Below are 25,962 nucleotides of genomic sequence, written 5' to 3' on the forward strand. Positions count from 1 at the left end.
AGCGTCGAGGCTCTCCTGGCCAATCACGCGGTGCGACATCGAGGTCACTCCATGTGCCGTCGCCTGCAAGGGAATCAGACACGATGCCGCGCCGCAAGCGTTCCGCGCACAGGTCTCCTAGCTGTCGGTTACGCGTCGCGATTGCTCGGCACGCGAGGATCGCGAGGTTGGCCCTGCCATCCGGGTCCCGGACTGAGCGCGAGCGAAGAATCTGGAGCTTGCCTTCGCGCGGCGTCAGCCAGGTCCTGGCAGGAAGCATAGGAAGCCGGGTAGGCCCATACGTCGGTATTGGCCGACAAGGGAGGTGCGGTCAGGTCGACCCCGGCCTCCTTAGCGTAGCGGAATCGGAAAGCCGTGCGCTCGATCGGATTGCGTGGTGGGCGTGCTGTGGGCGCGTCGAGCACGAACAGCAGTCGGTAGAACGCATCCTTCGCCATCACGGTGCGGACATCTTCGGCTGCGTACAGGCAACCCTCGCGCTGCCCGGCGCGACGAAAGCGGCTGCCACGCGGAAAGGGCGCGTACCGGAAGGGAATTGCCAGGAACCCATGCAGTGTCCGCATTCTGGAGGAGTGGGGGGTTTTGAGCGATCCAGCTCTCGCACGAGAATGTCCTGCTCGGCCATCGTACCGAAGAGCTTCATCGTGGAGCCCTGGGCCTGGACCTCCACCGCCCGCCAAGCGGAGCCCTCGACGATCATCAGCATCTCGTAGCTCCGGGGCAGCAATGCGGCGGCAGAACGCCAGAACAGCGGGATCTTGCTTGATAGGAGGAAGCCGTGCCGTGTTACGTGGCTCTCGCGTATCTGCAAGAGCACGCGACGCAGCGCCTTGCCGGAGCCCCACGCGCCATCAGAAGTCTTTTCATGGCGCTGAGGCAGCATAAGCTCAGGTTATGTCTGAACCAACTTTACGACAGCTGCGGACCTTTCTTGCTATTGTGGCGTCTGGCAGCGTCTCGGTCGCGGCCCGAAGCTTGGGCATTACCCAACCGGCTGCGAGTCAGCAGATGCGCGAGCTGGAGCGCCATATGGGCGTGCGCCTCCTGGAGCGCGCGGCCGGGCTGGCGAAGCCCACCGCGGCGGGCGAGGCGCTGCTGGCTCCGGCGCGGCGCGCCCTGGCCGCAGCGGACGACGCGACCGCAGCGGTCGCCGCGCATCGGAGCGGTGAGGCTGGGAAGGTGCGTTTGGGAACCGGAGCCACAGCCTGCATCTATTTGCTCCCGCCCGCCCTGGCCGCGGTGCGGAAGCGCATGCCCGGGCTGCAGCTTTCGGTCGCCATGGGCAACACGGACGACATGGTGCGCCAAGTGGAAGACGGGACGCTTGATGTCGCCCTGGTGACTCTGCCGGTGCCGAGGATCCGCTCCCTGGCCGTCACGCGCCTGCTCACCGATCCCATGATGGCCGTCGTGCCAAAGCACGAGGCGGCGCGCTTCTCCGAACCCGTTGGTGCGGCCGACCTTGCGCAGCTTCCGCTGATCCTCTTCGAGGCAGGCGCCAATGTGCGCAGCCTTGTCGAAGGCTGGTATGGCGCGGAGGGGCGGCCGGCCAAGCCGGCCATGGAGCTTGGCAATGTCGAGGCGATCAAGGCACTGGTCGCGGGCGGCCTTGGGTGCTCCATTCTTCCTGGCTCGGCCATCGCCTCGGGCATGCGAGGAGCCGTCGCGTTCGCGCTTCGCCCCGCTCTGAAGCGGAATCTCGCGATCGTGCTGCGCAAGGAGAAGATAGTTGATCGCGGCCTTCGCACGGTGCTCGACGCCTTGCTGGAACTGAGCAAGCCGCCGCTCAAGCGTTGAACCCGCGCTTCACAGCTTCCTTAAAGCCCGGACAAGATCGAACCCGGCTCGCGGCCCGCCGCCAAAGGGAGCCCTTCATCGACCCAGCCCGTCATCCCCCCTGGCATCGTCTTCACCTTGCGGCCTGCCTCGGCGATGCGAAGCGCCCCGCGGTCGGCGCCATTGCAGTGCGGGCCGGCGCAGTAGGTCACAAACACCGTTTCTTTCGGCCAGGCGGCAAGACGTTCGGCCGTAATGTCGCGGTGGGGCAAACTGACCGAGCCGGGGACGTGGCCCTCGGCGTAAGCGGCGCGGCCACGTACGTCGAGCACGACGAAATCGGGCGGCTCTCGCTTTGTTGCGGCATCGCGTAGCGCTGCGAAGACATCCGCGCAGTCTGTCTCCAAAGCGAGGCGGCGCGAGAGGTGCGCACGCATCTCAGCAGGTCCGACGGGCAACACCTCGGTGACAGGGTTCGGCATGATCCACTCCTCTTCATGGCAGCGTCGACACGTCGGGATTCCGGCTGTCGTGCGACGGCATCAGTGACTTGTGACAATCTCTTCTTGCCCGCGCCGGTCTCAGCAAGCGGGGAGCGCCAAATGGGTGTTCGCCGAGGCCTTGGTGCCGTGGCGCATCAAGTCGAGGGCTGATTGACCTCTTCGCTCTTGAGCAGTTCTTCCTGCCTTGCCCCGCGCAGGGTCGCCGTCAGCGGTTTGGGAGATCTGTCCCGTGCCGCCTCCAGGAAGCTGGGCGATGCTCGCGGCGAGTTCCTCGCGGAGCCAATCAGCGAACTGACGTCCCGCCTTCTGGCGCAACAACCCCGGTCGCGTCACAAGCCAGTAAGAGAAGCCACTCTCAATGGCCGCGTCGAGGGCCACGAGATGGCCGGAGGCGAGGTCATCCAAGCAGACCGGAAGGCGCGCCAAGACGACGCCGGCGCCCTTGGCGGCCGCCTCAAGGGCCAGATAGGCCGTGTCGAAGCGATGGCCCTTGGCGGGGTCGGGTGAGGTGAGGCCTCGGGCGCTGGCGTATCTCGCCCAGTCCGTTCGGATGCCAGTGACATGAAGCGCGGGCAAGCGATCCAAGGCAGCCGAAAGAGAGAGGCTCCCAAACTTTGGCGCCACAGCTGGGAGTAGCCATTCCGGAGCGAGGTGAAACCAGTCTCCGGGGCCAGAGGGCTGTTCGGCCATGCGGATCGCCAGATCGAAACCGCCTTCGCCGATATCGACCGGCTGAAGCTCGGTCGTGATCGAAAGGGCAATAGCCGGGTGACGCCGTCGTAGCGCAGGAAGCCTTGGAAGCAACCAGCGCGAGGCGAAGGTCGGCGCCGAACTCACGGCCAAGCCAGCCGAGGCGCGCGCCGAGGTGATTCGGTCCACCGTCGCGGCGAGGCCGGTGAAGGCCTGGGTCGCCTCGGCCAGCAACTCCTCCCCGGCCGGTGTCAGGCGCATGCCGCGCCCGTCTCGCTGGAGCAAAGGAACTCCGAGGCTGTCCTCCAGGGACCGCATGGCGTGACTGACGGCGCTAGGCGTGATGCCCAACTCCTCCGCCGCGGCTCGAAGGCTGCCGTGCCGCCCCGCCGCCTCGAAGAGACGCAGCGCGGCGAGAGGCGGCAGTTTTCGGTGGGCCACTTGCATTCCCTCCTTCACACGGCGTGCGCCTCGGCAAGGCGCTCCTCTACGAGTGCGCACAAGGCGGCGATGCCGCGTGCGCTGGTCTGCTGGTCTGCGAGGGAGAAGCTCAGCCGCAGCGTGTTCGATCCGCTCCCATCCGCAAAGAACGGCTGGCCGGGGACGAAGGCGATGTTCCGCTCCAGGGCGCCGCGCAGGAGGGCGGCGGCGTCCACGCCGTGCGGGAGGGTCGCCCAGATGAAGAAGCCACCCTTCGGGCGTGTCCAGCGCATTCCCGTCGGCGCGTGGCGGTCCAAAGCTTCAAGCATGGCGTCGCGCCGCGCTCGGTAGGTGTCGCGAGCCAGGGCCAAGCGAGCGCCGAAGCCAGCCCCGGCCACCTCGTGCATCACCCATTGGCCCAGTGTTGAGGTGTGAAGATCCGCCGCCTGCTTGATGAGGACCAAGCGCTGGATCAAGGCGGAAGGACCGCAGATCCAGCCAATGCGGAGGCCTGGCGAGAGCGTTTTCGAAAAGGTTCCGCAATAAAGCGTCCGCATGGCCTCAATCGACCCGCAGCGGCGCTGGTCGAGCGAGGCGATGGCGGGTGGGGCCTCACCCTCGTAACGCAGATCCACATAGGCTGCGTCCTCCACGAGCAGGGCGCCATGCTCCTCCGCCAGTTCCAGTGCAGCGACCCGGTCGTGGCGGTCCAGCGTCGCGCCCGTCGGGTTGGCGAAGTCGGGGACGAGATACATCAGCTTCGCGCGTGCCCCTCCGGCGCTGGCGCCGCCGTCGCGGAAGTGCACCGTGTCGAAGCGCGGCTCGAAGATGCGGAAGCTTTGGAGCGCGCCGAGGTAGGTGGGTGCCGCGGTCAGCACCGTGTCGCCCGGATCAAGGGACAGCTTGCCGATCAAGTCGAGCGCCTGCTGCGACCCGTTGGTGATGAGCACATGCTCGGGACCGCACGCGATGTCCTTCTCGCGCATCCTCTCCGCGATCCACTCGCGAAGTGGCAGGTAGCCCTCGGAGGTGGAGTATTGCAGAGCCTTGCCGCCCTGAAGGCTGCTGGCGCATGCCGCGCCGAACGCGTCCAGGTCGAACAGGGAGGGGTCGGGGATGCCGCCGGCGAAGCTTGTCATGCCGGGCCTGTCGAGGAGCTTCAGCAGCTCGCGGATCTCGGACCCCCGCACGGCCTGGACGCGCCGTGAAAGCAAGGCACGCTGCTGGTTCATTGTCTCGATTCTCCTCGCAATACGATAAGACAATCGACTGTGCGGCTGGCGGTCAAATGCGGTTATTGCATTCGGTCATTGCAGGATTCGCAGCCCAACAGCATCCCTGTCATCTGATGCGCCAAGCGAGCGCCTTTGGGTTTTAGATACAATAGCAAGTGGTAATCGATACAATTCCTGAGGGCGGGGCGCGCCGGGCCTCATGCCATGGGCTACCAGAGGTGGGTCCTGCAGAAGGGAAACTTATTTCGATGCGCGCCATCAAAAAGATTTCCTTTTGCCTTGCTGATGGTGCCCGCACGATCTGAGGAGCCGAAGCAAAGGGTTCAGGATCTTGAGCGCACAAAGGCTCATCATCGTCACCGGCGGCAGCCGCGGGATCGGCGCCGCCATCGCGACGCGGCTTGCGCGGGAGGGGTATGCCCTTGCGATAGGCTGCCGCTATCCCATTGAGGCGCGACAACTCCTCGAAGGCATTGAGGCAGAGGGCGGCCAAGCCCTGGCCCTCCCCTTGGACGTGGTGCAGGAGGGGGAGGTGGCGCGCTTCTTCGCTGCCGCCGAGGAGCGTCTCGGGCCGCTGCACGCGCTGGTGAACAATGCGGGCATCACGGGCCCCCTCGGACGCTTCGTCGATCTCGACGCGACAGAGATGCGGCGAGTCACAGACGTGAACCTCACCGGCACGATGTTGTGCGCGAGGGAGGCGCTGCGGCGCTTTGCCGTGCGCGAGGTATCGGGGCGCTCGATCGTGAACATCTCATCAGTGGCGGCAGCGACCGGCAGCCCGGGCGAATACGTGCACTATGCCGCCACCAAGGCCGCGGTGGAGGCCTTCACCCTCGGCCTTGCCCGGGAGGTGGCAGGGCAGGGGATCCGGGTGAACGCGGTCGCTCCCGGCACGGTGCGTACGGGAATCCACGCCTTGGCCGGCGACCCGGGCCGCCCGGACCGGATCGCGCCTCGCGTCCCGATGGGTCGCGTCGGCGAACCGGCCGAGATTGCCGAAGCGGCGGCTTGGCTTGTCTCGGACGCCGCGTCCTACGCGACGGGCGCGGTGCTGCGCGTGACGGGCGGGCTGTGAGCGCCGCCGTCGAGGAGGCACTGCCCTGGCGGGTGCCGGCCGCGCTCGCCGTGACGCAGGTGGTGCACTGGGGAAGCCTCTACTACGCCTTCTCCGTGCTGATGCCGGCGATCATCGCGGAAACGGGCTGGCGGCGCGAGCTGGTGGTGGGCGCTTTTTCCGCCGGCCTTCTGGCCGAGGCCGCCGCGGCCGTGCTCGCAGGGTTCCTGCTCGACCGGCTCGGTGCACGAACGGTCATGGTGACGGGCTCGCTCGCCGCAGCCTTTGGCCTCGTCTTGGCCGGCCAGGTCCAGACCCCCGCGCAGCTTTACGCCGCGTGGATCCTGATTGGCGCCACCATGGCTGCCACGCTCTACCAATCTGCCTTCGCGGCGGTAACCGCGGCCTTCGGGGCAGGCGCCGCGCGGCGCGGCATCGCGGCCGTGGCCTTCGCGGGCGGGCTCGCCAGCACCGTGTTCTGGCCGTTGACGAACCTCCTGGTCGAAGCGCTGGGCTGGCGGCAGACCTGTGCCGCGTTGGCCATCCTGAACCTCGCCTGCGCGGCGCTGCACCTCCTGATGCCAGGGCGCGTGGTCCCGCAGCGCGAAGAGGCCAGCCTCCCGGATCAGGGCAGCGCGCTCGATACGATTGCGAGCCGACGCTTTTTGGCCCTCCTTCTGCTCTATGGGGCGACCGGCTTTGCCAGCGCGACTGTTGCCGTTCACCTCGTGCCACTTCTTCAGGAGAAAGGCCTGGGCGCCTCGGCAGCGATCCTCGCCTCGCTTGTGGGCGTATCGCAGGTGCTGGGGCGCGTGGCGGAGTTCGCCGGCGGCGGGCGTCTGACCTTGCTCACCGTCACCTCGCTTGCCCTGGTGGGGGTAGGGGGCGCCTTTGTCATGATGGGACTTGGCGATGGCATCCTGCTCCTGGGCCTCGCGGTGGCGCTCTTCGGCGCGGCGAACGGCATTCTCACCATCATGCGGGGCGCATTGCCCGCGCATCTGTTTGGGGCGGCCCGCTACGGCACGGTCTCGGGCGTGCTTTCCGCTGCGGGTGCCCTAGCGCGCGCAGCAGGCCCCCTGGCCATGGCCTGGGCCTGGGAGCGTTCGGGCGGCTATGGCCCCGGCATGGTCGCCGTGGCCCTGCTTCTTTTCGCCGCTATCCTGGCCCTGAAGTTGGCGACGATGCCGGCTGGGCCTTCCCAGGGCCGGGTTTAGGCGATCGCTCCCTCCGGCGTGGCCCGCAGGGCGGCGAGGCGATGCAGGACCTGCTCCGGGGTGGCTTTTTCGCTGGGCCATGATGCAAAAGGCGCGTCCCGCAGCTTTCGTCTGAGCTGACCTCTATTTGTAGATAGGAATGACTTAGGCGCCTCATTGCCGCCTTTGATCCGGCGACGTCGCGAGATGTTCCGCAAGCTTTCGCGCGTGCCGCGATAACGCATCGAGGTGACGAAGGACGACGAGCAGCTGTCTCTCGGCCCACGGGTCCTCCAAGCTCACTACCGCAAGCCTCCCCTTTGTGTCCCACCGCCGCGCTGCGGCCTCGGGCACCACGGCGATGCCGGCGCTCAGCGCAACCATGCGGCAGGCCGTGTCGAGCCCGCGTACCCGCACGCGCGTCCGCATCTGCCGGCCCGATCGCGCGGCATGACCGGCGAGATGACCGCCAAGCGCGCTCTCATGCGATAGTCCCACGAACTCGAAACCCAGCGTGTCGCTGAAGGACAACTGTCCTCGTCCCGCCAACGGGTGTGATGGCGGCGTGATAAGGACCAGCCTGTCGGTCCGGAAGGGCAGCGTTTCCAGCCCTGATAAATCCGCATGACCGGCCGTGATTCCAAGCTCCGCCTCTTCCTCTGCGACGGCCCGCGCCACCTCGGGGCTGGAGCGCTCGCCAAGCTCCACATCCACGTTCGGATTGGCCCGCAGGAACTCGGCCAGGACTTCGGGAAGGAATTCGGCTGCGGCTGCGGTATTCGCCAGGAGGCGCACATGACCCCTCAGTCCGCGAGCGTACTCGCCCAACTCGCCGCGCATCCGCTCCATCTGTCCGGTCACAAGCCGTGCGTGGCGCAGCAGAGTCCGGCCAGCGGGCGTCGGTTGGACCCCCCGCCGCCCCCGTTCCAGCAGCGGCACGCCGGCCTGCTCCTCCATCCCTCGCACCCGGGTTGAGGCCGAGGCGAGGGCAAGGCCGGCGCGTGTGGCGCCTGCCGTGATGCTGCCGGCCTCCACCACGTGGAGAAACAGCCGGAGGTCGGTTAGGTCAAAATGCAAAGGTGGTGAGCCTTCGTTCGAGACTGAGGCAGGCTAAGCAAAATCCGCATTGTGCGGCAGTGCCCCGCCCCGCAGGGTCGAGCGAATGATGGACGCTCTCCCCTTCGCCCTGCTCTTGTGTGGGGTCTTTCTGTTTGCCGGGGCCGTGAAGGGCTTGCTCGGACTAGGGTTGCCCACCGTCGCTATGGGCTTGCTGGGCCTCGCGATGCCTCCAGTCCAGGCGGCCGCCCTCCTTCTCGTTCCTTCGCTCGTCACGAATGTCTGGCAGCTCCTAGCCGGGCCGCGCTTCGGTGCGCTGCTCGCCCGGCTGTGGCCCATGATGCTCGGCATCGTCGCAGGCACCCTGACCGGCTCGGGGATCATCGCAGGGGCCGCCGCACGGAATGCGAGCGTCGCGCTCGGCATCGCGCTGGCCCTTTACGGCCTCGTTGGCCTTCTCAAACCACAACTTCGTGTGCCGCCCAGCGTCGAGCCCTGGGCAGGGCCGCTGGTTGGAGCCGTGACGGGATTGGTGACAGGGGCCACGGGCGTTTTCGTCATTCCTGCAGTACCCTATCTCGGCTCTCTCGACCTGGACCGGAATGACCTCGTGCAGGCTCTCGGCCTGTCCTTCACCGTGTCGACCCTGGCGCTCGCCGTCGGCCTTGCCCTGCACGGCGCCCTGCCGCTTGCCGCCTCCGGTGCGTCGCTGCTAGCGGTGCTCCCAGCGCTCCTCGGGATGTGGTTCGGCGGCTGGCTTCGCCTTCGCGTGCGGCCCGAGACATTCCGACGCGGCTTCTTTGTCGGCCTGCTCCTGCTCGGGGGCGACCTGGCCCGGCGGGGGCTGGCGTGATGCGCCGCGCTTGTGCCGCCGCTTGTGCAGTGGGGCTGCTTCTGGCTGCACCTTACCCTACGGGCGCGACCGATCCCCCCACGCTCGAGACGCCGCATGGTCCGGCGTGGCTTTCCTTGCCGGGCGGGGAGGGCCCTTTCCCCGTCGTGCTTATCCTGGCTGACCGTACCGGCCCCGACGGTCGAGAGGCGCCCTACGCGGACTACCTCCTGGCCGCAGGCATCGCTGTGATCCAGCTCGGCTCCGATGCGCCGGAGGAGGCCTTGCCACTCCTATCGATGCCTGGGTTGCTTACCCTCGTCCGCCATCTCGCGCCCGTGAAGCTGGACATCTCGCGCATCGGCCTTCTCGGCTTCGGCGCGGGCGGGCGTGCCGTGCTCGCAGTGTCCGAAGGACCAGCTGCCGCACTCTATCCGGCCTGCCGCGGCCTTCTCCCCGCTCGACGCGCGGCTCCGACGCTGCTGCTGCACCCCGACGATCCCGGAGAGGCCGTGGCCTGCCTGCAGGTCGACCCGCGGGCCCAGGCGGTCGCTTTGGCCACCCACGGCTGGGACCACGCGCAAGGGCTTTCAGCTGGGGCGACGGCTATGCTGCCGCATCCCGATGGAACGCGGGCCCGGGTCTTCGCGCGCAGCAATGGCGGGGCAACACAGGACAGCGTCGCACTCGTCGTGCGCCACTTTCGGGATGCGTTTGGCCCCATGGACCGGGAGGGGTCGCCTCCTCGGATCCCCCACAGTGACCCCTATCCGTAACGGTTTGTCGTATCGCAAATGCATATCCCGTTGCCGTCAGCGCGGCGACAAAGGCCTGTTCACTCCCAGTCCTGAGAGGACGGCCATCGCGGCGCTAAAATCGCCGGCCCACGGGCAGGGGTGCCTCATCAAACGGAAACGGGACGGTCCCGCGGCTTGGTTCAAACAATCGTTTCCTCGGGCGCGGCCCGCAGGGCGGCGAGGCGATACAGGACCTGCTCCAGCGTGGCGCTTTCCCGCGGGGCCATGATGCAAAGGCGCAGCCCGCCGCTTCCCTCCGCGCTGATGGCGGTGGCACCAGGCGGTGTCAGCCGGATACCCTGCTCCCCGGCGCGGCGCGCGAGCGCCTCGGCCTCCAACCGCTCCATGGGGAGCCAAAGATGCGGGGCCCCATCTGGCATCGGCACATTGTCCAGCCCTAGCCCCAGGATCCGCGCGGTCATGGTCATGCGTCGCCGGGCCTCCGTCCGAAGCGCCGCGGCCATCCTCGTGTCCAAGCCCATCTCGACCATGGCGCAGCCGAGATCGACAGCGAAAGGCGCTGGGCCCCACACCGCTGCGCGCAAGCGGCGCTTGAGCGCGTGGAGACGACCGCCCGGAGGCACCAGCACGCCCAGCCGCATCAATGGGGTCAGGCATTTTGAGAGGCTGGTGACGTAGTAGACCTGCTCGGGCGCAAGCTCCCGGAAGGTGCAGCGTCCCTTCGCGGCGTAGAGGCCATAGATGTCATCCTCGACGATCATGGCTTCGTGCCGGAGGCAGACCTCCAGCACGGCGCGCCGCCGGGCCGCGCCCATCTCAAAACCGAGCGGGTTCTGGCAGACCGGGGTGAGATAGATGGCGCGCGCACTGGTCTCCCGCAGCGCCTGATCCAGCGCCTCCGGGACGATGCCCTCGCTGTCGTGCGGGACGGCCTCGAGGCGCATCCCGAGATCGGCCGCGGCGGAGATCGCTCCGGGAAAGGTCGCAGCCTCCGTCAGCACCGTCGATGTGTGCGGCTTCAGGTCGGCGAATGAGAGGTGGAGCGCCTGCTGCGCGCCGACGCAGAGAAGCATCTCCTCCTCCGAGACGTCGGTCCGTGTCCGCCGCAGCCAGTCCGCCAGAATGACACGCTGCTCCTGCGTGCCACGAAGGTCGGCGTATCCGCTGCCCGGCAGCGCCAGCGACCGCGCGACGGCCCGCTCGGCGGCAGCCTTCATCTCCTCCTCCGTGATGAGGGAGGGCGGGCCGTTGATGGTCAGGTCAACCACCTGGGGGGACTCAGGCGGAAAATTGACGAAGGTGCCTCGCCCGACCTCGCCACGGAGCACACCGCGCTTGGTCAGGAGGTCAATGGCGCGGGTTACTGTGCCGATCGCGACGCCGGCAACCGAGGCGAGTTCCCGGTGAGTGGGCAGCCGGTCGCCAGGACGATAGGCGCCGGACCGGACCAACGTCTCAACGGACATGGCTAGCCGCTCGGGTAGCGGAGCGTCGATCTCCGGCAGCACCAGCTTCTGTCTCTGCCTGTCCGCCAACATCCTTCTCCTGGCCGAACGGGCAGGAGATATAGTCCTTCCTGCGGCCTTCCGCGAGAAGCCTTACCCTTCGCGTCACGGCGGGCTCCGCAGCCTCGGCGGATGCTTGCCCGGTGGCGTGAATTGATGGGGGCCGGCAATGCGCTCCCGCGCATTTACCAGTGCCACTTCTGAATATCCCTGCGGCGCGCACCTCTTACGGTGAAGCCTGCTCACCATTGCTGAGGAGGATGCGCTGGCACGGCCGGATGGCGCATCGCACCCTGGACCCTCCGAAGTGAACGCTGAGGAGCACTCCCGTGAATGACATTTCGCCAAGGCTCCAGGTTTCCATCGAGAAGATGGAGTTTCCTTGCCACGAGATTTATGCGGTCAGCCAGACCGCCCCCGAGCCTGGCCGCGTTCGCCGGTGGAACCCTTTCCGCATCCTGCGCATCTGGGTGCAGCGTTGGCAGGAAAGGCAGGAACTGGCCGAACTTTCCGATAAGGCGCTCAAGGACATCGGCGTAACCCGATGCGAGGCCCTTCGCGAGGTATGGAAGCCATTCTGGCGGGCGTGACAGACGCACACTCCAGCAAACCAAGGAGCTTCGAACGGTGCCCAATGACAGCACATCGCCCGTGAGCCAGATCGTCCGTGAGCATCACGGCGCGATCTGCGTTCTTCGGCTGAACCGTCCGGAGAAGCTCAACGCGCTGAGCAACGACCTCCTGTCCGACCTGATGGCGGCACTTGGAGAGGCTGAGCTGAACCCGCGGATACACGCGGTGATCATTACCGGCACGGGTCGCGCCTTCAGCGCGGGCGCCGACATCGCAGGCTTCGCCCCCCACATGAAGGCAGGCCCCCGCATGGCCGTCGCCCACTTCCTGCGTCCGGGGCAGCGCATGACGCGACTTGTCGAGACCTTTCCCAAGCCAATCATCGCCGCGGTGAACGGCCTTGCCTATGGCGGGGGGTGCGAGCTGGTCGAGGCCGCGCACATGGCCATCGCTGGACGGAGTGCCGCTTTCTCGAAGTCGGAGATCAACATCGGCATCGTCCCTACCTTTGGAGGCACGCAACGGCTGCCGCGCAATGTGGGCCGCAAGGCGGCGATCGAGTTGATCCTCACGGGCCGGGAGTTCGGGGCCGCAGAGGCCCTCAGGCTCGGCCTAGTCAACCGAGTGGTCGATGACGAAGCGGTTCTTGAGGAGTCGGTCGCTCTCGCCATGAGGGTCGCTGCAAAGCCACCGCTCACGGTCGCGGCGGCACTGTCGGCCATCCATCGCGGCCTGGATGCGTCGATTGACGACGGGCTTGCCATCGAGGAGGCCGCTTTCGCCAGTATTGTCCCCACCAATGACGCACAGGAGGGTGTCAGCGCCTTTGTGGAGAAGCGCCGCCCCCATTTCGTGGGAGCGTGATCGCCGCCACAGGGAGAAAGGCATTGCCGGACCACCCAGGAGGTCCGCTGACCCTGGTGGGGAATTCTGGCTCTCCCAAGGTGCGCCCCAGCCGCTTCTCCCCCATTTCGCGTTCAGCGCCGGGGGGAGGGAAGAGGTTGATGCGTTCTTCCGGGCAGCGCTTGAAGCCGGAGGGATGGATAACGGCCCGCCCGGCCTGCGTCCACATTGTCACCCGAGCTATTACGCCGCCTTTGTTCTCGATCCCGACGGCTACAATCTCCAAGCGGCCTGTCACGCGGAGGCCTGAGCCTTCCGTGCCGTCCCAGCCGAAACGTCACATCTGGCGAAGGCGCAAAGGTGGGGCGCCGGATCACCACCGTATGAACCAAAGGTGCCGATGATGCCGACGCCGACCAGCTCATTGGGCTCGAGCACCACCCTTCTTTTCAACGTGGGTGCTGGGGTGGCCATCGTGGCGATCCTCGCGAGCTTCACTCTTGCCTCGCGCCTTGCCTACACCTCGGCCCTGGCCCCGCAGGATCTGATGGCCATTCGGTTCGCGACCAGCGGGCTGCTGCTTTTGCCCTTCGCTCTGAGGCGGGGCACATCCGCTCTGCTCACGCTCGACTCCCTCAAGCTGGCGCTCACCGGCGGCATTGGCTTCGCAACGCTTGCGTTTGCAGGGCTGGCGCTGGTGCCGGCCTCGCATGGCGGCGCGCTCCTCCACGGCGCGCTGCCTTTCTTCACGTTCGTGATCGGCGTTGTGCTTGGAAGAACCAGGGCCGAAGGACGCCGGATCGCTGGTGCAGGGCTGGTCCTGGTCGCCCTCGGGCTCGTCGGATGGGACACGTTACGGGGCACGGGCTCGCGCCAGCTTCTGGGTGACGCCCTCTTGCTCGGCGCTTCGGCTACCTGGTCCGCCTTCGGCATCCTGGCTGCCCGCGTGAAGATGGACGCCATCAGCACCGCGGCCACCATCGGCGCTCTGTCGGTCTTGGTCTATCTGCCCTTCTATCTGGTGTTCTTGGACTCCCAGCTAGGCGAGGCGCCGGTGTCAGCAATCCTCCTCCAAGTGGCGATCCAGGGCGTCCTGGTCGGCACGGTGTCGGTCTTTGCCTACACCTGGGCAATTTCGAGGCTTGGCGCGATCGGAGCGGCCGTTGCAACGTCAACGGTGCCCGCCGTCACAGCTCTCCTCGCCATCCCGCTGCTTGCTGAGTATCCCTCACCGGTGGTCACGGTCGCCCTCGTCATCCTCGCTGCAGGGAGCCTGCTTGTTCTTTCAAGCCGGAGGCGAGAACCGAGTATCAGGAATGCCTCGTAGGGGGCGATGGCCGCCCTCAACGTTTCCGCGCAGACGACAGAGAGCCTCACCAGGGCGTCCCGTCCTTTCGAGTGTAAAGCCAGCCCCCATTTGGGCCGAGCACGGCTGCGATATCGTCGTCGGGATAGGTGGCGCTGTCTCCCGGCGTACGATCGCCGATCTCAAGGATCAGGCAATCTCGCCTCGTGCGGTTCTCCAGATGGTGCGCCGTGCCACCGGCGGGGAACCCTGCGGCCATGCCGGGAGAAAGGCAGGTTTCCCAAGCGTCCGTGATCAGCGTCGGCTCACCCTCCAGCACATAGACAAACTCGTCCTGCTTTAAATGACGATGGTGCAGCGCCGTCGCGGCGCCAGGGCGCAGCGTCGTGAGGTTCACCCCAAAGTTCCGCAAACCAAAGAAGTCACCCAGCGGACGCTTCACCCTTCCAGCAACCCGCTCGGCGAACGGGGCGGGATAGCCGGACGCCCTTTCACGCGGCGGCACCTCTGCCGCAAGAATGGACGGCGGCTTAAGCTTCTCTGCATCGCAACTCACTGCGTTGTCCCCCTGTCTCGAACTCGGTCTTGGCTTACCAAGGCCAATGCGGCTTCTTTGGACCCCGGCAGAGATCATCGCGATTGATCTCCATGTCGCGGATTTCTCGGTCTGGAAGCCCCGCTAAATCCGAATTGTTGGGGGAGCGTCGCAGCACTCGTGTAGACCATGCCACCACTGAAAGAAGGGGTGAAGGACGCGATTTTCTGGCTTCCAGAGCTTCTTCTGCAGGGTCTGAAGCCGCTTCGGCTGATTGCTTGTTCCGCGCCATAAGTTGAGCCATCTCAAGCATGCCGTGCTCCACGCCCATCCCTCGTTCGCGTCGTATGAGCTTGAGGACCCATGTCACATGCTCACGTCGCCTGATTTCATGCGCGCTATGCTGCGCCCGCGGCTTGGTCAGGCCGACTGCGTTTTCCTCACCATCGGTGAATTCGGCTCAGGGATTCAGCGGGCGGCGTGAGCCGATCCGTGTTTGTTCATTTCTTTTCGAGCGCACAACGCCGCCTTTTGCGAAGGCGCGTCCGTGCAGACCGAGTCGGCCGACCTTGTTTCAAAGATCCGGCATTGGCCCTTGTGCCAGCCGCAGCTCTGGCTTCGCGTCTGGATGCACACTGGGCTGTGCGCCCGGCAGCGCCTGCGCCGCGATTTCCATTCTCTCCCGGCGCTCTTGAGCCACGGCAGCTGACGCTCGTGCAGGCTTGGTCTCAAGGCGCCGCGCCTCGCGCTTGGCCTGACTCGTCCGTGTTGGTGGGGGAGGAGAAAAGGCGCCCGGCCGCGCCGCTGCCACCACGCTTTCCAGCCGCTCGCCCTGGGGTCCCATCGGTAGAACCTGGGCCATTGCCACTGCACGGCGGATTGCCGGGCGAAGGGCGTCATCTACGTCGAACCGGCTCATTTGCGAGCGCTCCCAGGCCTTAGCGGCCCTGGCTGCGTTGTTGGGCGCGATCGCGGCGCTCGTGAGGGCGTCGCGGGCAAGGAGGTAAATCCTCCTTCAACTCCGCGCTCGCCCCTCGGCAGCCACAAGCGCGGACGGCCCGAAAACATTAGTTCGGGCAGGCCCGCTCCTTTGGGGCGAGGCATGGATCGTCCGGCTGCCCGGCCACGAAGGGTGCGCCTCAGCTCAGCGCATCCGCGGCGGTTCCGACCAGGGCGCCGGAGGCGGTGAGGCCGGCCGTGGTGTAGGTGCCAGCGGCAATGACGCCCCCCATGGTGGCACCTTCCGCGAAGATCGCCGCCGCCGCGCTACCCAGCAGAGGTGCGGCCGCCCCGGCGCTGGCAATGGTGAGCGCCACCCCGGCCACGAGGCCAACGCCCGCGCCAATCCAGGTGCCGAGGCCGAGGCCGCCGGCGACGTCGTCGAGCTGGTCGTCGGACAGGGTCAGGCCGGCGGCGGGGAAGGAGGCGTGGGTCTGCGTCATGGTCGTGTCTCCTGCGAAAGGGTGAAGAAGAAGGGTTCAGGGAAGCCGGGAGAGTGAGAGGCGGCGCTCAGCCGAGGGAGGAGCCGATCTGCTGGCCGACCACGCCGCCGGCGCCCGCGCCGACGATCCCGCCCACCACGGCGCCGACGGTGGGGGCCGCCGCCATGGTGGCGAAGGTGGCCTCGCCCATGCCGGCCATGATGCCCGCGATCATGCCGCCAGCCAGGCCACCCGTGGCAGCGACCAGCGCGCCGCCGGCCAGAATGCCTACGCCCAATCCAATTGCGCCGAGCGCGCTCATGCCGCCAGAGATGCCGTCCAGCTGATCGTCGGAAAGGGCAGTGGAGTTGTTGGTCATGGTCTGGGTCCTGGGCTCTCGATGTCTCCCGTGCTGCGGGAGTGAGGCCATCCTATCGACGTCACGTCATCGCTGAATTCGATTGAACCGAAGCGCGCGATAGGCGACGCCGATGATTGATTTGGCTGGCGCTTTGAAGGCGCGGCTGAGGGGCTGCCCGGAAACTCTAGTTTTCGGGCAGGTGCACCGGTAGGAGCCGGAACCCGGCCCAAAGCGACGCTGGTCGTGGAGTCCGTTCGTCCTTGGGCCCAGCGTTGCCGCTGCGCATATTCGGCTCTCGGCTTTAAGCCGAGCCACGAGCCGGAGTGGCCGAAACGCGGACCCCAATGAGGAGGACACCGTGGACCAACTCAAAAGCAGTCTCAGCCCGGCACGCCAGCTGCCCTCAAGGCCGTGATGTAGCGGCCTCGAATCTTTTGATTCTGCAGAGGGGGTATAACGTCCTCCAGACTGCGATCCTGTGGAGCGATGCTCCGCAAAGCAGCAGCGGCCGCGCGGGCTTCTGCTTCCTGGCCGGACATCATAAGGGCACCGACCAGTGTGCGACGTCCTGCAAGCCAAGTTGGTGCATGACGCACCGAGCGATCGGCCCAGTGGGCAGCAGCCTCAAGGTCGCCCGCGACAAGATGCGCAAGTGCGATGCCTGACAGCGTGAAGGCGACCTCGGGATCGTGCGGGCTGAGGCGTACGGCGCGTTCAAAGAGCGGGATCGCCGTCTCGGGCTGGCACGCATAAACATAAACCCAGGCGCAGCTCAGCAGGACCTGGGCTGAGCCGCGGTTCCGAGCGAGGGCCCGTTCGGCCCCTGCGACGCCCGCCGCATAGTCGCGGCCGAGATGAGCGACCGTGATTGCCGCGAGCCGAAGAACGCTTGGATCGTCCTGGCCCAGCCAGAGAAGCTCTCTTGCCCAGACGGCGCCTTCGGCCCACTCCTCGGGCTCGGACCAGCCCTGTGCCTTGCGGACCACGCGGTGACCGGCGCCGTAGGCTTTGGCCAGCGCGAAATCCGGGTCAAGCGCGACCGCTTGACGAAACAAGGTCAGCGCCGCTTCGCTGTCTTCGCGCGTTAGCCGGTACGCGCGGCTGAGGCCGCGCAGATAAAGATCGTAGGCGTCGAGGCTCCCGGTTGGTTTGGTGGCGGAGCGTCCGATCTCAGCGGCCTGAAGACTCGGCTCCATCGCCCCTGCCACGGCCTCGGTCACTCGGTCCTGGAGGGCAAAGATGTCCTCACGTGTGCCATCGAAGCGGTCCGCCCAGACGTGGTGGCCTGTCTCGGTCTCGGACAGCTGGACGCTGATGCGGACATGCTCGCCGGCCCTGCGGACGCTGCCCTCGAGGACATAGCGCACGCCAAGCTCTTGTCCGACCTGGCGCACGTCCACCGCGCGCCCCTTGTAGGTGAAGGCAGAGTTCCGGGCGACGACAAAGAACCAGCGCACCCGGCTCAGTGCCGTCGTCAACTCCTCCGTGATGCCATCGGCGAAGTACTCCTGGTCAGGGTCACCGCTCAGGTTGGTGAAGGGAAGGACAACCAGGGAAGCACGGACCGGCGGGACGAGGGGATTTGGTGTGGCCTCACCCGACGCCTGGCGGTCAAGGGAAGGAGGCTTCTCCGCCTCTTTGGCCTCTGATGTGCCGCTGGTAACCTGCGTCACCTCGGCCTCAAGAAGGTAACCGCGCTTGGGCATGGTCCGAAGCAATCGCCCATCGTCATGAAGGGCCCGGCGGATCTCGGCGACGCAGCCCGTGACGTTCTCATCTGCCACGAACACCCCGGGCCAAACGGCGGCGAGCAGCTCCTCGCGCGTGACCAGCCGGCCTGCGTTCGCCAGGAGATGCCGCAGCACGTCGAAGGTCTTCGGCCGCAGGGCGATCTCCGTGCCGGAGCGGTCGATCAGCGCCCCGCGGCGCGGGTCGAGGGTGAAGCCCGCGAAGCGGAAGACTGCGGACCCCTTCATCTCACCCATGGCCGGCTCTCCCGGACATCTTCCGGCGAACCTAGGCCCAGGAGAGAAGGGAGCGCAGCAAGATTCTACATCCTTTCCACAAGGCTTCCACCTCCTTCTCAGGACGCGTTAGTGGTCGTCGCCGCATCCTCGGGGCATCGATGCAGGACGGCATGGCGGAAAACCCCGGATGGTCTGGGGTGCCGGCCGGGCCTGCAGGGGAGGTCTACGATGTCCGCTTCAGCGCCAATCTATGCCTTTGAGATCCCTCTCGCCAAGCCAGCCAGCAGGCTGGAAGGCCGCTCGAAAGGCTTCCTCGACCGCTTTGCTGCTTGGCTTCAATCGTTCAAGGCGCCGAGCGAGCGGAACGAACTCGCCTATGTGAACGATCGGATGCTCGCCGACATGGGCTATCGGCAAGATGCGCGACCGTACGCCAGCGATCTGCTCATGCAGAACGATGTCGTGCGGGGGCTGCTCCATCTCTGAAGGAGTGGGGCGTGCTCTTTGCACAGACCCTACTTCGCCCGTGGGGCCAACAGAGTGGATCCAGCGAGGCCACCGCCAGTTCTGCCCGAAAACAGTAGTTTTCGGGCAGAATCGTCGGTGTTAGTTTTCCGCGGTGCCGCGATGCCCGAAAACCCCTGCCCGAAAAGCATCTGCTCGAACCGCCCGCGCGGAGGTGGTCACCCCCGCCTTGTTCGAAGGCTTGCCCGAGGGGCCACGCCTGGTTGGCTATGCCCGAGTATCCACGACCGAGCAGACGGCCGAGCTGCAGCGCCAGGCGCTGGCCGAAGCCGGCGCAGCGGTGGTGCATGTGGACGAGGGCGTCAGCGGCTCGGTCATGCAGCGGCCTGGCATGGAGGCGGCGCTTGGCGCGCTGCGGCCCGGCGACACGCTGGGGGTGTGGAAGCTGGACCGCCTCGGCCGCTCCACCGTGGGTGTGCTGCAGCTGCTGCGGGACCTGGATGAACGGAAGATCCACTTCCGCAGCCTCACGGAAGGCTTCGACACGCGCACGCCAGCCGGCCGCGCCCTGATGCAGATGGTGGCGGTCTTCGCCGAACTGGAGCGCAGCACCATCCGCGAGCGCGTCATGGCCGGTCTCGACGCGGCGAAGCGCAACGGACGCATGCTGGGGCGCCGGCCCGCCTTGAAGGCGGCGCAGCGCGATCACGCCCGCGAGTTGCTCGCCGCCGGCCGCAGCCAGGCTGAGGTGGCGCGGATCCTCGGCGTCGGCCGATCCACTGTGCAGCGTCTGCAGCCCGAGATCGACGAGGACGAGTTCGGCAAACGACTGGTTGCGCAGAAGTGAACGGTTCCCCAAGGCGTGCTTACGGTTGGGACGACCGGCCCGAAGACCTGCCACCAGATGGCCTCGACATCCTTGCGGGGTCGATCAGCGCAGCAGTGGCTGATGATCGGGCACGGGGCATGCTGGGGGACCTAGCTTATTCGGCAAGCGCCAAAAGAGGCCCTGGAGGGTTGCCCTCGAAGCATCTCGCGTTCGACGGCATCGAAACCCAGTCCTGGGCGCTGCGGGTCCAGACGTGAACAGAGGGCGACAGTCCAGCAACATCGTCCATCGTGCCCACCCGCACCGTCTGGTACAGGTTCGGCGTGGTCCCGCGCGCCATGCCGAGCAAGGGGGTGCCGCAATCGGCACAGAACCAGTGCTCCAAGACACGTCCCTGGTCGTTGGTTCGTCTTTGCGGCGTCGGGTGTCCGTTCGTGATGCGAAAGGCTTGGTCGCGGACGATCAGGGAAACGACCACGGCCGCGCCACTGCGCCGCTGGCAGTCCTTGCAGTGGCAAGCAAAGATCAGCTTTGGCGGCTCGTCCACGACATAGCGGATCGCCCCGCATTGGCACCCGCCTTCACGAGGAAAGGTCATTGTGGGAAGCCTCTTGGTCGTGCCGTGATCCTACCTCTCGCGGCAAACCCGGTCTTCTAAAACGCCGCATGCCCAATGCCACTGACCTACGTCGGAGCCGACGATTGATGACGGTCCAGTCGTTCGACGAGGCTGAGCCATGATTCCAGCCGACGAATGCGAGTGGGAAAGCCGTTGTGCGTGGATCGCCGCGTTGGTGCCGGCTCTGAGGCGAGCGCCCCAGGCCTTGCCGATCGGCTGGCTGGGTCTCGTCGAGGACGCCGCGGAGCAGTTGGCGGCTGCGGGTCTCGGGGACGTCCTGTCGCACGCGCATCTGCGGGAGAAGTTCGGTGGCATCGATGTGGCCGCGAAGCCGGCGCCGGAGGCGAACCCGCTGTGCGTCAAGGCGGCCCAGGCGATCCTGGCCCAGCTGTCGGACGCGTCCCGGCGAACCTGTGCGCGCCATGGCACGCCCGATGGCCGGCTTCGCACCCTGGGGACATGGAAAGTCACGCGGGGCGAGCGGGCCTGGGCCGAGGCCCAGGCGCATGGCCGCTCGACTTGCACCCCTTCGCCAGGCCCGCTGAAAGCGGCCGTCCGGGGACCGCAAGGAACTGAGCCGTGAAGGCCATGTCCTGCGCCATGCTGCGCCGCATCAAGGAACTCTGCCGCGAGGCCGGCGTCGAGCCGGAAGGCCTATGGCTGATCCAGGCCGGTCACGCGGTGATGCAAGATTATTCCTTCAGGACCTCCAGCGACCCGTCGGCCCGCTGTCGCACCAGGCGGCCCTTCTCGTCGATGCCTGAGGCGCCCGTCCGCTGCCCGATCGTGGCATAGAAGGCGCGGATGTCCGGGCCTGGGTTGCGGAAGTTCTCGCGCATTCGGGTCAGCGCCTCGGCCCGCTCCGCCTCGGTGAGGCGGTCAAAGGGCACGTGGTCGTCCGGGGCAGCTGGGTCAATGGCCTCGGGCGGGTTCCTCATGGCGGCGGTCCTGCTCGGCTGACGCGCTATCATACAGGTGTTTGAGGCGATGGAGGCCAGAAGTGGCGCAAGGCGATCCGCGGCCTGCGGTGGTGATCGATACTGGGATCCTGGGCGGGCGCGAGCCCGTACTGCGGGGCACGCGCGTGCCGGCGCGCGATGTCGCGGCTGCGGTGCGGCACGGCCTGCCGATGGAGGAGATCCTGCAGGACTATCCGAGCCTGACCGCCGAGATGGTCGAAGAGGCCGTGCGCTATGTCGCGGCGGAGCCGCTGCGCGATCGGCCGCAAGCGCCCTCGGCCGCTGTCCCTGCGGGCGGGCGATTGGTGCGCCGCGGATTTGTGCCGCACGCCCGAGACGACGGCTGATTGGCATCGACGGCAGGAAGCACGGAGCCCAGACGGCTCGCATCGAAAAGACGAGCCCATGTGAGAACCGGCCATGTCGGGCGTTTCAACGGCACCGCTCTGTTTCATCGACCTGGAGGCGACCTCGCTGTCCGAAGCCAGCGTGCCGATCGAACTGGGATGAGCGGCGGACACCGGTGAGACGGGGAGTTGCTTGATCCGGCCGGCGCCAGGGTGGGCGGATTGGGACGAGCAATCCGCAGCGGTGCACGGGATCCGGCGCGAAGAACTGAAGGATGGCCTCTCCGTTGCGGAGGTGGGCGCGCTCCTGCGCCGCCTCGCGCGGCGCCACACCCTCCTGTCGGACGCGCCGCTCATGGACGGCCAATGGATCGCGCGGCTCTTCGAAGCCGAAGCGCCGGAGGGTGTCATGCCGCAGCGTGGTCCCCGGCTGCTCGATGCGGCCGAGGCCGCCTGGACGGAGACCAGCCGCCTGTTGTCGCTGGACCCGCAATCCTTCGCGCCCGGGGAAGCGGAACGGTTACGGCAGCAACTCATCGCCGGCCGCATCTGGCGGCTCCGCGACGACGACAGCGTCCGGCACCGCGCGCTGCCAGGCGCCCAGCGGCTGCTGCGCGCGCATCAATGGGTCGCCGGCCGGGTGCGCGCCATCATGCAAGAGCGGGCCAATTCACAGGGCCGAGCCGGGCGAACAGCCTCCGATGTCCACGTCGTACTCGCTTATGGCACCGCCTTCTCACAGTTCGGCGACGAGATCCGGGCGGAAGGCGAGATTGGGTTCGTGGCCCACATAGCCGCGCGGATTTGCGACAAGGCGTGTGCGGCCGATCCGGCCGCCCCCGTCCAGCTTCACCCGGAAGGTCGGCCCGTCCTTGCCTTGCTCGATGGCCGTCACCGTCCCGTGGGCACCGTTGCTTACCCCGGCCTCGGCGAGCCCCTTGGCGACGTTCGCGACCTTTGCGCCGTTGCGGTCATTCTGGCCGAACACCATCCGGTCACCCACCGTCCAGGGCTTGCCCCCCCACCGTCACCGCCGGGCCGGACAACTCACCGCATATCACCCGCCGGTCGCGCATCGCCTTGTTCAGCAGCCCGACATGGGCGCGGGTGTAGGCCAGGGCGATGGTCGAGCAGCCGGGGTTGGCCTTCCTCTTCTCCCACCACCGGTCCACGAGCAGCTTCACCGCGGCGTCGGTGTCGTCGCCAAACCCGACCCGGCCTCGCCTGTCATAGGCGAGCAGCGCGGGCATCACTTCGCCCTGGGCCAGCTGCTCGGAGGCCTTGCGCATCCAGTCGGGGTTGGCCGGATCGCTTGCATCGGGTCGCTGACGGCGGATGTTTTCCATCCGCGCTGCCATTCGCCAACTGCTCGCGCAGCACCTGGATAGTGTCGTCGGCGTGGAACAGGGCGGCGAGCGTCCGCCCTGTGGGGATGCCCGCCTCGCGCGCCAGTCCATCGGCTGCCTTGCCGGTGGGAGCCAAGCCCAGGACCCGGTGCCCCGAGGCGTACCATTCGAAAGCCTGGCATAGGCACCGCCCGAGCCCATGGCTGCTTCCAGCCGCGCACCGTCCACGCCGTGATGACCCTTCGTCGCCGCGAGCCGGGCCGCGTGCTCGAACATCGCTCGTTCGGTGGCGAGATACTCTTTGAGGGCGTACCGCGGCGTGCTGTCCGGCTCCGCGCCCACCGCTTCGACCAGGGGCGAAGCCAGGAGACGTTCGCTCGCGGCCAGAAAGGACACCTCTTCCCCCTGGGTGCGCTTCCACAGCTCGGCCAGGAGATCGCGTTCGGTGAAGGTGGCCCGCTGACGGGCGACCTCGCGGATGATGATCTCGGGGTCTTCCAGCACCGCTTCCGCGTTGGCGGCCCAGACCTCGGCGTTGTGCTTCTGCGCTTCCGAAGCCTGACCCGCCAGGGCCATGGCCCGCGACCAGTAGCCCTCATGGACCGTGGGCCGCAGCGCCACCCCGGCATCCTCATAGGAGCGCCAGTCGCAGCGGGTCTCAAGTCCGGCCTTCACCATGGCCACGTTCGCCGCCTCGACAAAGGAGCGCCGGCTTTCGCGCAAGCCGTCTTCGGTGGTGATGCCCCGGTCCTTGCTATCCGCCCAAGTGCCATCCGGCTGGAGCGCACGTCGGGTGACGCGGACATGTAGGTGGGGATTGCCCACCGTCCAACGGATGGCGAAGTCGGCGACATAGCCGTGCCGCACGAAGCGCTCCTCCAGCCAAGCCTCGGCCAGTTCGCGCTGCTGGTCCTCTGTCAGGTCGCGGGGCAGGGCAATGATGAAGCGTAACGCCGTCCGCGCCGTCTCCGTGTGGTGCTGCGCCGGAGGCACCGCTTGCCAGCGCAGGAGGCGCTCGCCTGTCTCGTCAGTCAGCACATCCTGGGTGAGGACGAGCCCCGCGTGGCCGGGAGGAAAGAAGGGACGGACCTGCTCGCGCATGATCCGGCTGACCAAGGTTGATTCCTCCTTGGCCGTCAGCCCATCGGGAAGCACCACCTCACCCGCTAAGGGCCGGTCAGGATGGGCCGCCATGAAACTCCGAGCCTGGCCTTCGGCGCGGGCGAAGTGGCGCGTAGCCCACTCGTCTTCCGCTGCCTCGGCAGAGTTCCAAAGCGCAGCGCGATCCGTCGCCTGGGGCAGGTGATCGCAGCCCTTTGGCACCATGATGGATGCGCAAACAATGTCGGGCTTGTCGTAGCTGTAAGTGCGTCCAGTGCGCGCACAGGTCAGCGTTTCGCCGCTGTCATACGCCCCCATCGCCATCGCGGATGCACCGCCGCTGCGACTGATATGGCTCATCCGGAAGTGCAACGTGCGCATCGCCAAGCCCCCTCATCCCGCGTGCAAGGGCACACGAGCGCTCACCCCAATTCGCGGCTACCTATCCCCCGATTTTCGCTGCGCAAGGGCGAGAAGAAGCACAATCGCGCGTAATTGCGCACACTGAGTTTCCATCCCCCTTTTCCCTCTCGATCGTGCCGTGCCCCTGTCCGGAAGGCGAGGCGGGGATAGATGCCTCGGGTCACCGCATGGGGAGCAAGCCGTGAGTGAGATGGCTTCGCTTCTGATCGCGGCCGAGGCGCTTTCGGTGGACACGGACGTGATGCTGGGCGGTGTTTTAGAGGTCGTGTCTCAGGCCCGGGTTGGCGGCGAAAAGGTGGAGGCCTGGCGTGGTGCCGGGCGCCGATTTCGGACTGGCCGGACCGTGGGACCCCGGCGTTCTCGCCGAAAAAAATCGGGCGATGCGCCAGTTGCTGCGGCAGATGCTCCGTCTCAGGGACCCACGGATGCACCTGACGCGCTCAAAGGTGAGGCGTGATGGCGCAGCCTTGCGCCGGAAACGAGCCGGGGAGGAGCAAGTATGAGTCAAAGAACGGATAAAACGGGGTCGTGAGCCCACATGTGCCGCATCCCTGTCTCATCTTTGCTGCAAGCCTGCGTCGGGAAAAGAGAACAAACGCATGAGTGGGCCGGGACGGCTCAAACGAGTGCATCCTTGGCGCAGCGATGCGGCAGGGATGTGGTGATTTTGAGAAGCCGACTTCGACCGTTTCGGTGGTTGGGCGAACCAAGACAGGGAGACAAGGGTATGAATGCGATCAGCTGATGGGACGGCCGTCCCGTGGTGAGGCAAGCAACGATGATCGAGGCCCCAGCTGGGGATGAAGGGGTGATGATGAGCCGCCTGGATGGAGCCGAGGAAGTCGTGGTGTTCGACACCGAGACCACCGGCACGTCCCAGCATGACCGGGTGGTGTCGCTGGGCATGCTGCGTCTTTCACCCGAGCTGGAACTGATCGACAGCCTGCATCTGGTCTTCAACCCGGGCCGGCCGAACAACCCCTTCGCCCAGTCGGTCCATGGACTGACCGACGCCTATCTACGTCGGCAGGACCCGTTTGAGCGTCATGCCGAGAGCATCCTGGCTTTCAGCCGGGTGCGGTGCTGGTGGCGCACAACCTGTCCTTCGATCTTCGGATGAGAGGCCAGGAGTTCGGGCGCCTCGGGGTTGGCGGCTTCGACGCGTCAGCGCCGCGGTGCTGCACCGTCCATGGCTGGCGGAAGCGGTACCCGGGCAAGCGGGGCAAGCTCGATCTGGTCCTCGCCGAGATCGGGCTGAGCCGGGATGGTCACATTCACGGCGCCTACGAGGATGCCGTTCTGGCCGCGCAGGTGCTACGCCACCTCCACGACCGGCCGTGCTTCGGGGCGATGCGTTTCATCCCTTCCAGCAGTGAGCGATAGGGGAGGGGCCTTGGACGGATTCAAGAAGGAGCGGCGCTGGGTGGTGCTCGTCACCGATGGCCGGTTCATGCTGCTGGGCCGCGACGCCGATCCCTCGGATGAACGGATTGAGGACCTCGAAGGCTCACTCAGCGAGCGCGGGCTGGCGGGGTGGCTGCTCATCATGGAGGGGGAGCCCACCGACGGGACCAAGCCCCGTCTCATGCAGGTTCGGTCGCTGGCCGAGCCCAAGACTTCTTTCGACAGTGCCGTGGATGCTTTCGTGAAGAACTATGCCTCCGGCCCGTCCGGGTTCTCGCACTGAGCACCCCGCTCAGGACAGCGCCCCCTGGGCCTTTCAGCACGAGTTCCATCGGCGCCCCGCTCCGGATGACTTGCACAGAGATCCGCATCGGCTCCCTTCCGCAAGCCGAGCAACGCAGGCGCCGAAGGAGGGCGGCGGCGGTCTCGCCGGGC

The 25,962-nt window shown here is 66.9% G+C and carries 28 protein-coding genes and 1 pseudogene; 14 read left to right on the forward strand and 15 right to left on the reverse strand.

All coding sequences use genetic code 11. The features are described 5' to 3' along the window. Positions 1-128: 128 nt before the first annotated feature. Together OF850_RS23755 and OF850_RS17955 are read right to left on the reverse strand one after the other, a co-directional pair. Complete coding sequence (locus OF850_RS23755) at positions 129-554, reverse strand: RES family NAD+ phosphorylase (protein WP_368044704.1); 426 nt, start codon at positions 552-554, stop codon at positions 129-131. Continuing rightward, the gene (locus OF850_RS17955) at positions 437-706 is read right to left on the reverse strand and encodes a hypothetical protein (protein ID WP_301591726.1); all 270 of its coding nucleotides are present in this window, start codon (positions 704-706) and stop codon (positions 437-439) included. Before OF850_RS17955 ends, OF850_RS23755 begins: the two co-directional genes overlap by 118 nt. A 188-nt stretch (positions 707-894) precedes the next feature. Between OF850_RS17955 and OF850_RS17960 the strand changes: the two genes are divergently transcribed. Continuing rightward, entirely contained in the window at positions 895-1,797 is a 903-nt protein-coding gene (locus OF850_RS17960; protein WP_301591727.1) for a LysR family transcriptional regulator, read from the forward strand. Positions 1,798-1,817: 20 nt separating this feature from the next. Here the strand turns inward: OF850_RS17960 and OF850_RS17965 are convergent, their stop codons facing one another. The 3 genes from OF850_RS17965 to OF850_RS17975 all read right to left on the reverse strand — a co-directional run bounded on the left by OF850_RS17965 (position 1,818) and on the right by OF850_RS17975 (position 4,621). Then, positions 1,818-2,258, reverse strand: coding sequence for a rhodanese-like domain-containing protein (locus OF850_RS17965; protein ID WP_301591728.1), 441 nt, complete (start codon positions 2,256-2,258; stop codon positions 1,818-1,820). Positions 2,259-2,357: 99 nt separating this feature from the next. Next, positions 2,358-3,416: a LysR substrate-binding domain-containing protein gene (locus tag OF850_RS17970; RefSeq protein ID WP_301591729.1), complete on the reverse strand. Its 1,059-nt coding sequence runs from the start codon at positions 3,414-3,416 to the stop codon at positions 2,358-2,360. A gap of 8 nt (positions 3,417-3,424) precedes the next feature. Continuing rightward, on the reverse strand, positions 3,425-4,621 hold the full coding sequence (locus tag OF850_RS17975; RefSeq protein ID WP_301591730.1) for an aminotransferase-like domain-containing protein: 1,197 nt from the start codon (positions 4,619-4,621) through the stop codon (positions 3,425-3,427). Positions 4,622-4,955: 334 nt separating this feature from the next. Here OF850_RS17975 and OF850_RS17980 point away from each other — a divergent pair, with 334 nt between their 5' ends. Both OF850_RS17980 and OF850_RS17985 read left to right on the forward strand, forming a co-directional pair. Next, positions 4,956-5,702, forward strand: coding sequence for an SDR family NAD(P)-dependent oxidoreductase (locus OF850_RS17980; protein ID WP_301591731.1), 747 nt, complete (start codon positions 4,956-4,958; stop codon positions 5,700-5,702). Next, complete coding sequence (locus OF850_RS17985; RefSeq protein ID WP_301591732.1) at positions 5,699-6,898, forward strand: MFS transporter; 1,200 nt, start codon at positions 5,699-5,701, stop codon at positions 6,896-6,898. The genes OF850_RS17980 and OF850_RS17985 overlap by 4 nt, the downstream gene beginning before the upstream one ends. Before the next feature lie 153 nt (positions 6,899-7,051). On the opposite strand, the gene OF850_RS17990 is transcribed toward OF850_RS17985, so the two are convergent. Continuing rightward, the gene (locus OF850_RS17990) at positions 7,052-7,954 is read right to left on the reverse strand and encodes a LysR family transcriptional regulator (RefSeq protein WP_301591733.1); all 903 of its coding nucleotides are present in this window, start codon (positions 7,952-7,954) and stop codon (positions 7,052-7,054) included. Between the two features lie 85 nt (positions 7,955-8,039). Between OF850_RS17990 and OF850_RS17995 the strand changes: the two genes are divergently transcribed. Next, positions 8,040-8,786, forward strand: coding sequence for a sulfite exporter TauE/SafE family protein (locus OF850_RS17995; protein WP_301591734.1), 747 nt, complete (start codon positions 8,040-8,042; stop codon positions 8,784-8,786). Between the two features lie 146 nt (positions 8,787-8,932). Further along, positions 8,933-9,541: a hypothetical protein gene (locus OF850_RS18000; protein ID WP_301591735.1), complete on the forward strand. Its 609-nt coding sequence runs from the start codon at positions 8,933-8,935 to the stop codon at positions 9,539-9,541. A 161-nt stretch (positions 9,542-9,702) separates the two neighbouring features. On the opposite strand, the gene OF850_RS18005 is transcribed toward OF850_RS18000, so the two are convergent. After that, on the reverse strand, positions 9,703-11,061 hold the full coding sequence (locus OF850_RS18005; protein WP_301591736.1) for an aminotransferase-like domain-containing protein: 1,359 nt from the start codon (positions 11,059-11,061) through the stop codon (positions 9,703-9,705). A gap of 296 nt (positions 11,062-11,357) precedes the next feature. Here OF850_RS18005 and OF850_RS18010 point away from each other — a divergent pair, with 296 nt between their 5' ends. From OF850_RS18010 to OF850_RS18025, 3 genes are all read left to right on the forward strand, one after another. After that, on the forward strand, positions 11,358-11,618 hold the full coding sequence (locus OF850_RS18010; RefSeq protein ID WP_301591737.1) for a DUF1127 domain-containing protein: 261 nt from the start codon (positions 11,358-11,360) through the stop codon (positions 11,616-11,618). Between the two features lie 61 nt (positions 11,619-11,679). Next, complete coding sequence (locus tag OF850_RS18015) at positions 11,680-12,465, forward strand: enoyl-CoA hydratase-related protein (protein WP_301591738.1); 786 nt, start codon at positions 11,680-11,682, stop codon at positions 12,463-12,465. Between the two features lie 379 nt (positions 12,466-12,844). After that, positions 12,845-13,771: a DMT family transporter gene (locus OF850_RS18025; protein WP_301591739.1), complete on the forward strand. Its 927-nt coding sequence runs from the start codon at positions 12,845-12,847 to the stop codon at positions 13,769-13,771. Positions 13,772-13,817: 46 nt separating this feature from the next. Here the strand turns inward: OF850_RS18025 and OF850_RS18030 are convergent, their stop codons facing one another. The 4 genes from OF850_RS18030 to OF850_RS18045 all read right to left on the reverse strand — a co-directional run bounded on the left by OF850_RS18030 (position 13,818) and on the right by OF850_RS18045 (position 18,052). Next, positions 13,818-14,192 carry a cupin domain-containing protein gene (locus tag OF850_RS18030; RefSeq protein WP_301591740.1) on the reverse strand — a complete coding sequence of 125 codons (375 nt, stop codon included), beginning with the start codon at positions 14,190-14,192 and terminating at the stop codon, positions 13,818-13,820. Positions 14,193-15,424: 1,232 nt separating this feature from the next. Beyond that, the gene (locus OF850_RS18035; RefSeq protein WP_301591741.1) at positions 15,425-15,727 is read right to left on the reverse strand and encodes a hypothetical protein; all 303 of its coding nucleotides are present in this window, start codon (positions 15,725-15,727) and stop codon (positions 15,425-15,427) included. Between the two features lie 67 nt (positions 15,728-15,794). After that, positions 15,795-16,085: a hypothetical protein gene (locus tag OF850_RS18040; RefSeq protein ID WP_301591742.1), complete on the reverse strand. Its 291-nt coding sequence runs from the start codon at positions 16,083-16,085 to the stop codon at positions 15,795-15,797. Between the two features lie 362 nt (positions 16,086-16,447). Beyond that, positions 16,448-18,052, reverse strand: coding sequence for a winged helix-turn-helix domain-containing tetratricopeptide repeat protein (locus tag OF850_RS18045; protein ID WP_301591743.1), 1,605 nt, complete (start codon positions 18,050-18,052; stop codon positions 16,448-16,450). Between the two features lie 210 nt (positions 18,053-18,262). Between OF850_RS18045 and OF850_RS18050 the strand changes: the two genes are divergently transcribed. Both OF850_RS18050 and OF850_RS18055 read left to right on the forward strand, forming a co-directional pair. After that, positions 18,263-18,520, forward strand: coding sequence for a hypothetical protein (locus OF850_RS18050; protein WP_301591744.1), 258 nt, complete (start codon positions 18,263-18,265; stop codon positions 18,518-18,520). Positions 18,521-18,728: 208 nt separating this feature from the next. After that, complete coding sequence (locus OF850_RS18055; protein WP_301591745.1) at positions 18,729-19,346, forward strand: recombinase family protein; 618 nt, start codon at positions 18,729-18,731, stop codon at positions 19,344-19,346. A gap of 136 nt (positions 19,347-19,482) precedes the next feature. Here OF850_RS18055 and OF850_RS18060 read toward each other — a convergent pair whose 3' ends face one another. Next, positions 19,483-19,926 carry a GFA family protein gene (locus OF850_RS18060; protein WP_301591746.1) on the reverse strand — a complete coding sequence of 148 codons (444 nt, stop codon included), beginning with the start codon at positions 19,924-19,926 and terminating at the stop codon, positions 19,483-19,485. 139 nt (positions 19,927-20,065) lie between these two features. Here OF850_RS18060 and OF850_RS18065 point away from each other — a divergent pair, with 139 nt between their 5' ends. Further along, entirely contained in the window at positions 20,066-20,530 is a 465-nt protein-coding gene (locus tag OF850_RS18065) for a hypothetical protein (protein WP_301591747.1), read from the forward strand. 109 nt (positions 20,531-20,639) lie between these two features. On the opposite strand, the gene OF850_RS18070 is transcribed toward OF850_RS18065, so the two are convergent. After that, a complete protein-coding gene (locus tag OF850_RS18070; protein WP_301591748.1) occupies positions 20,640-20,885 on the reverse strand; it encodes a hypothetical protein in 246 nt (81 codons plus the stop codon). 62 nt (positions 20,886-20,947) lie between these two features. Here OF850_RS18070 and OF850_RS18075 point away from each other — a divergent pair, with 62 nt between their 5' ends. Continuing rightward, complete coding sequence (locus OF850_RS18075; RefSeq protein WP_301591749.1) at positions 20,948-21,253, forward strand: DUF433 domain-containing protein; 306 nt, start codon at positions 20,948-20,950, stop codon at positions 21,251-21,253. Between the two features lie 736 nt (positions 21,254-21,989). On the opposite strand, the gene OF850_RS18080 is transcribed toward OF850_RS18075, so the two are convergent. Beyond that, complete coding sequence (locus OF850_RS18080) at positions 21,990-22,256, reverse strand: hypothetical protein (RefSeq protein ID WP_301591750.1); 267 nt, start codon at positions 22,254-22,256, stop codon at positions 21,990-21,992. Then, positions 22,249-24,081, reverse strand: coding sequence for a MobA/MobL family protein (locus OF850_RS18085; protein ID WP_301591751.1), 1,833 nt, complete (start codon positions 24,079-24,081; stop codon positions 22,249-22,251). Before OF850_RS18085 ends, OF850_RS18080 begins: the two co-directional genes overlap by 8 nt. Positions 24,082-25,027: 946 nt before the next feature. Here OF850_RS18085 and OF850_RS18090 point away from each other — a divergent pair. Next, a pseudogene (locus OF850_RS18090) lies at positions 25,028-25,506 on the forward strand (3'-5' exonuclease). Positions 25,507-25,516: 10 nt separating this feature from the next. Beyond that, a complete protein-coding gene (locus OF850_RS18095) occupies positions 25,517-25,810 on the forward strand; it encodes a hypothetical protein (protein WP_301591752.1) in 294 nt (97 codons plus the stop codon). Positions 25,811-25,962: the final 152 nt, after the last annotated feature.

Source organism: Sabulicella glaciei, from assembly GCF_026183895.1.
Lineage (GTDB): Bacteria > Pseudomonadota > Alphaproteobacteria > Acetobacterales > Acetobacteraceae > Roseococcus > Roseococcus glaciei.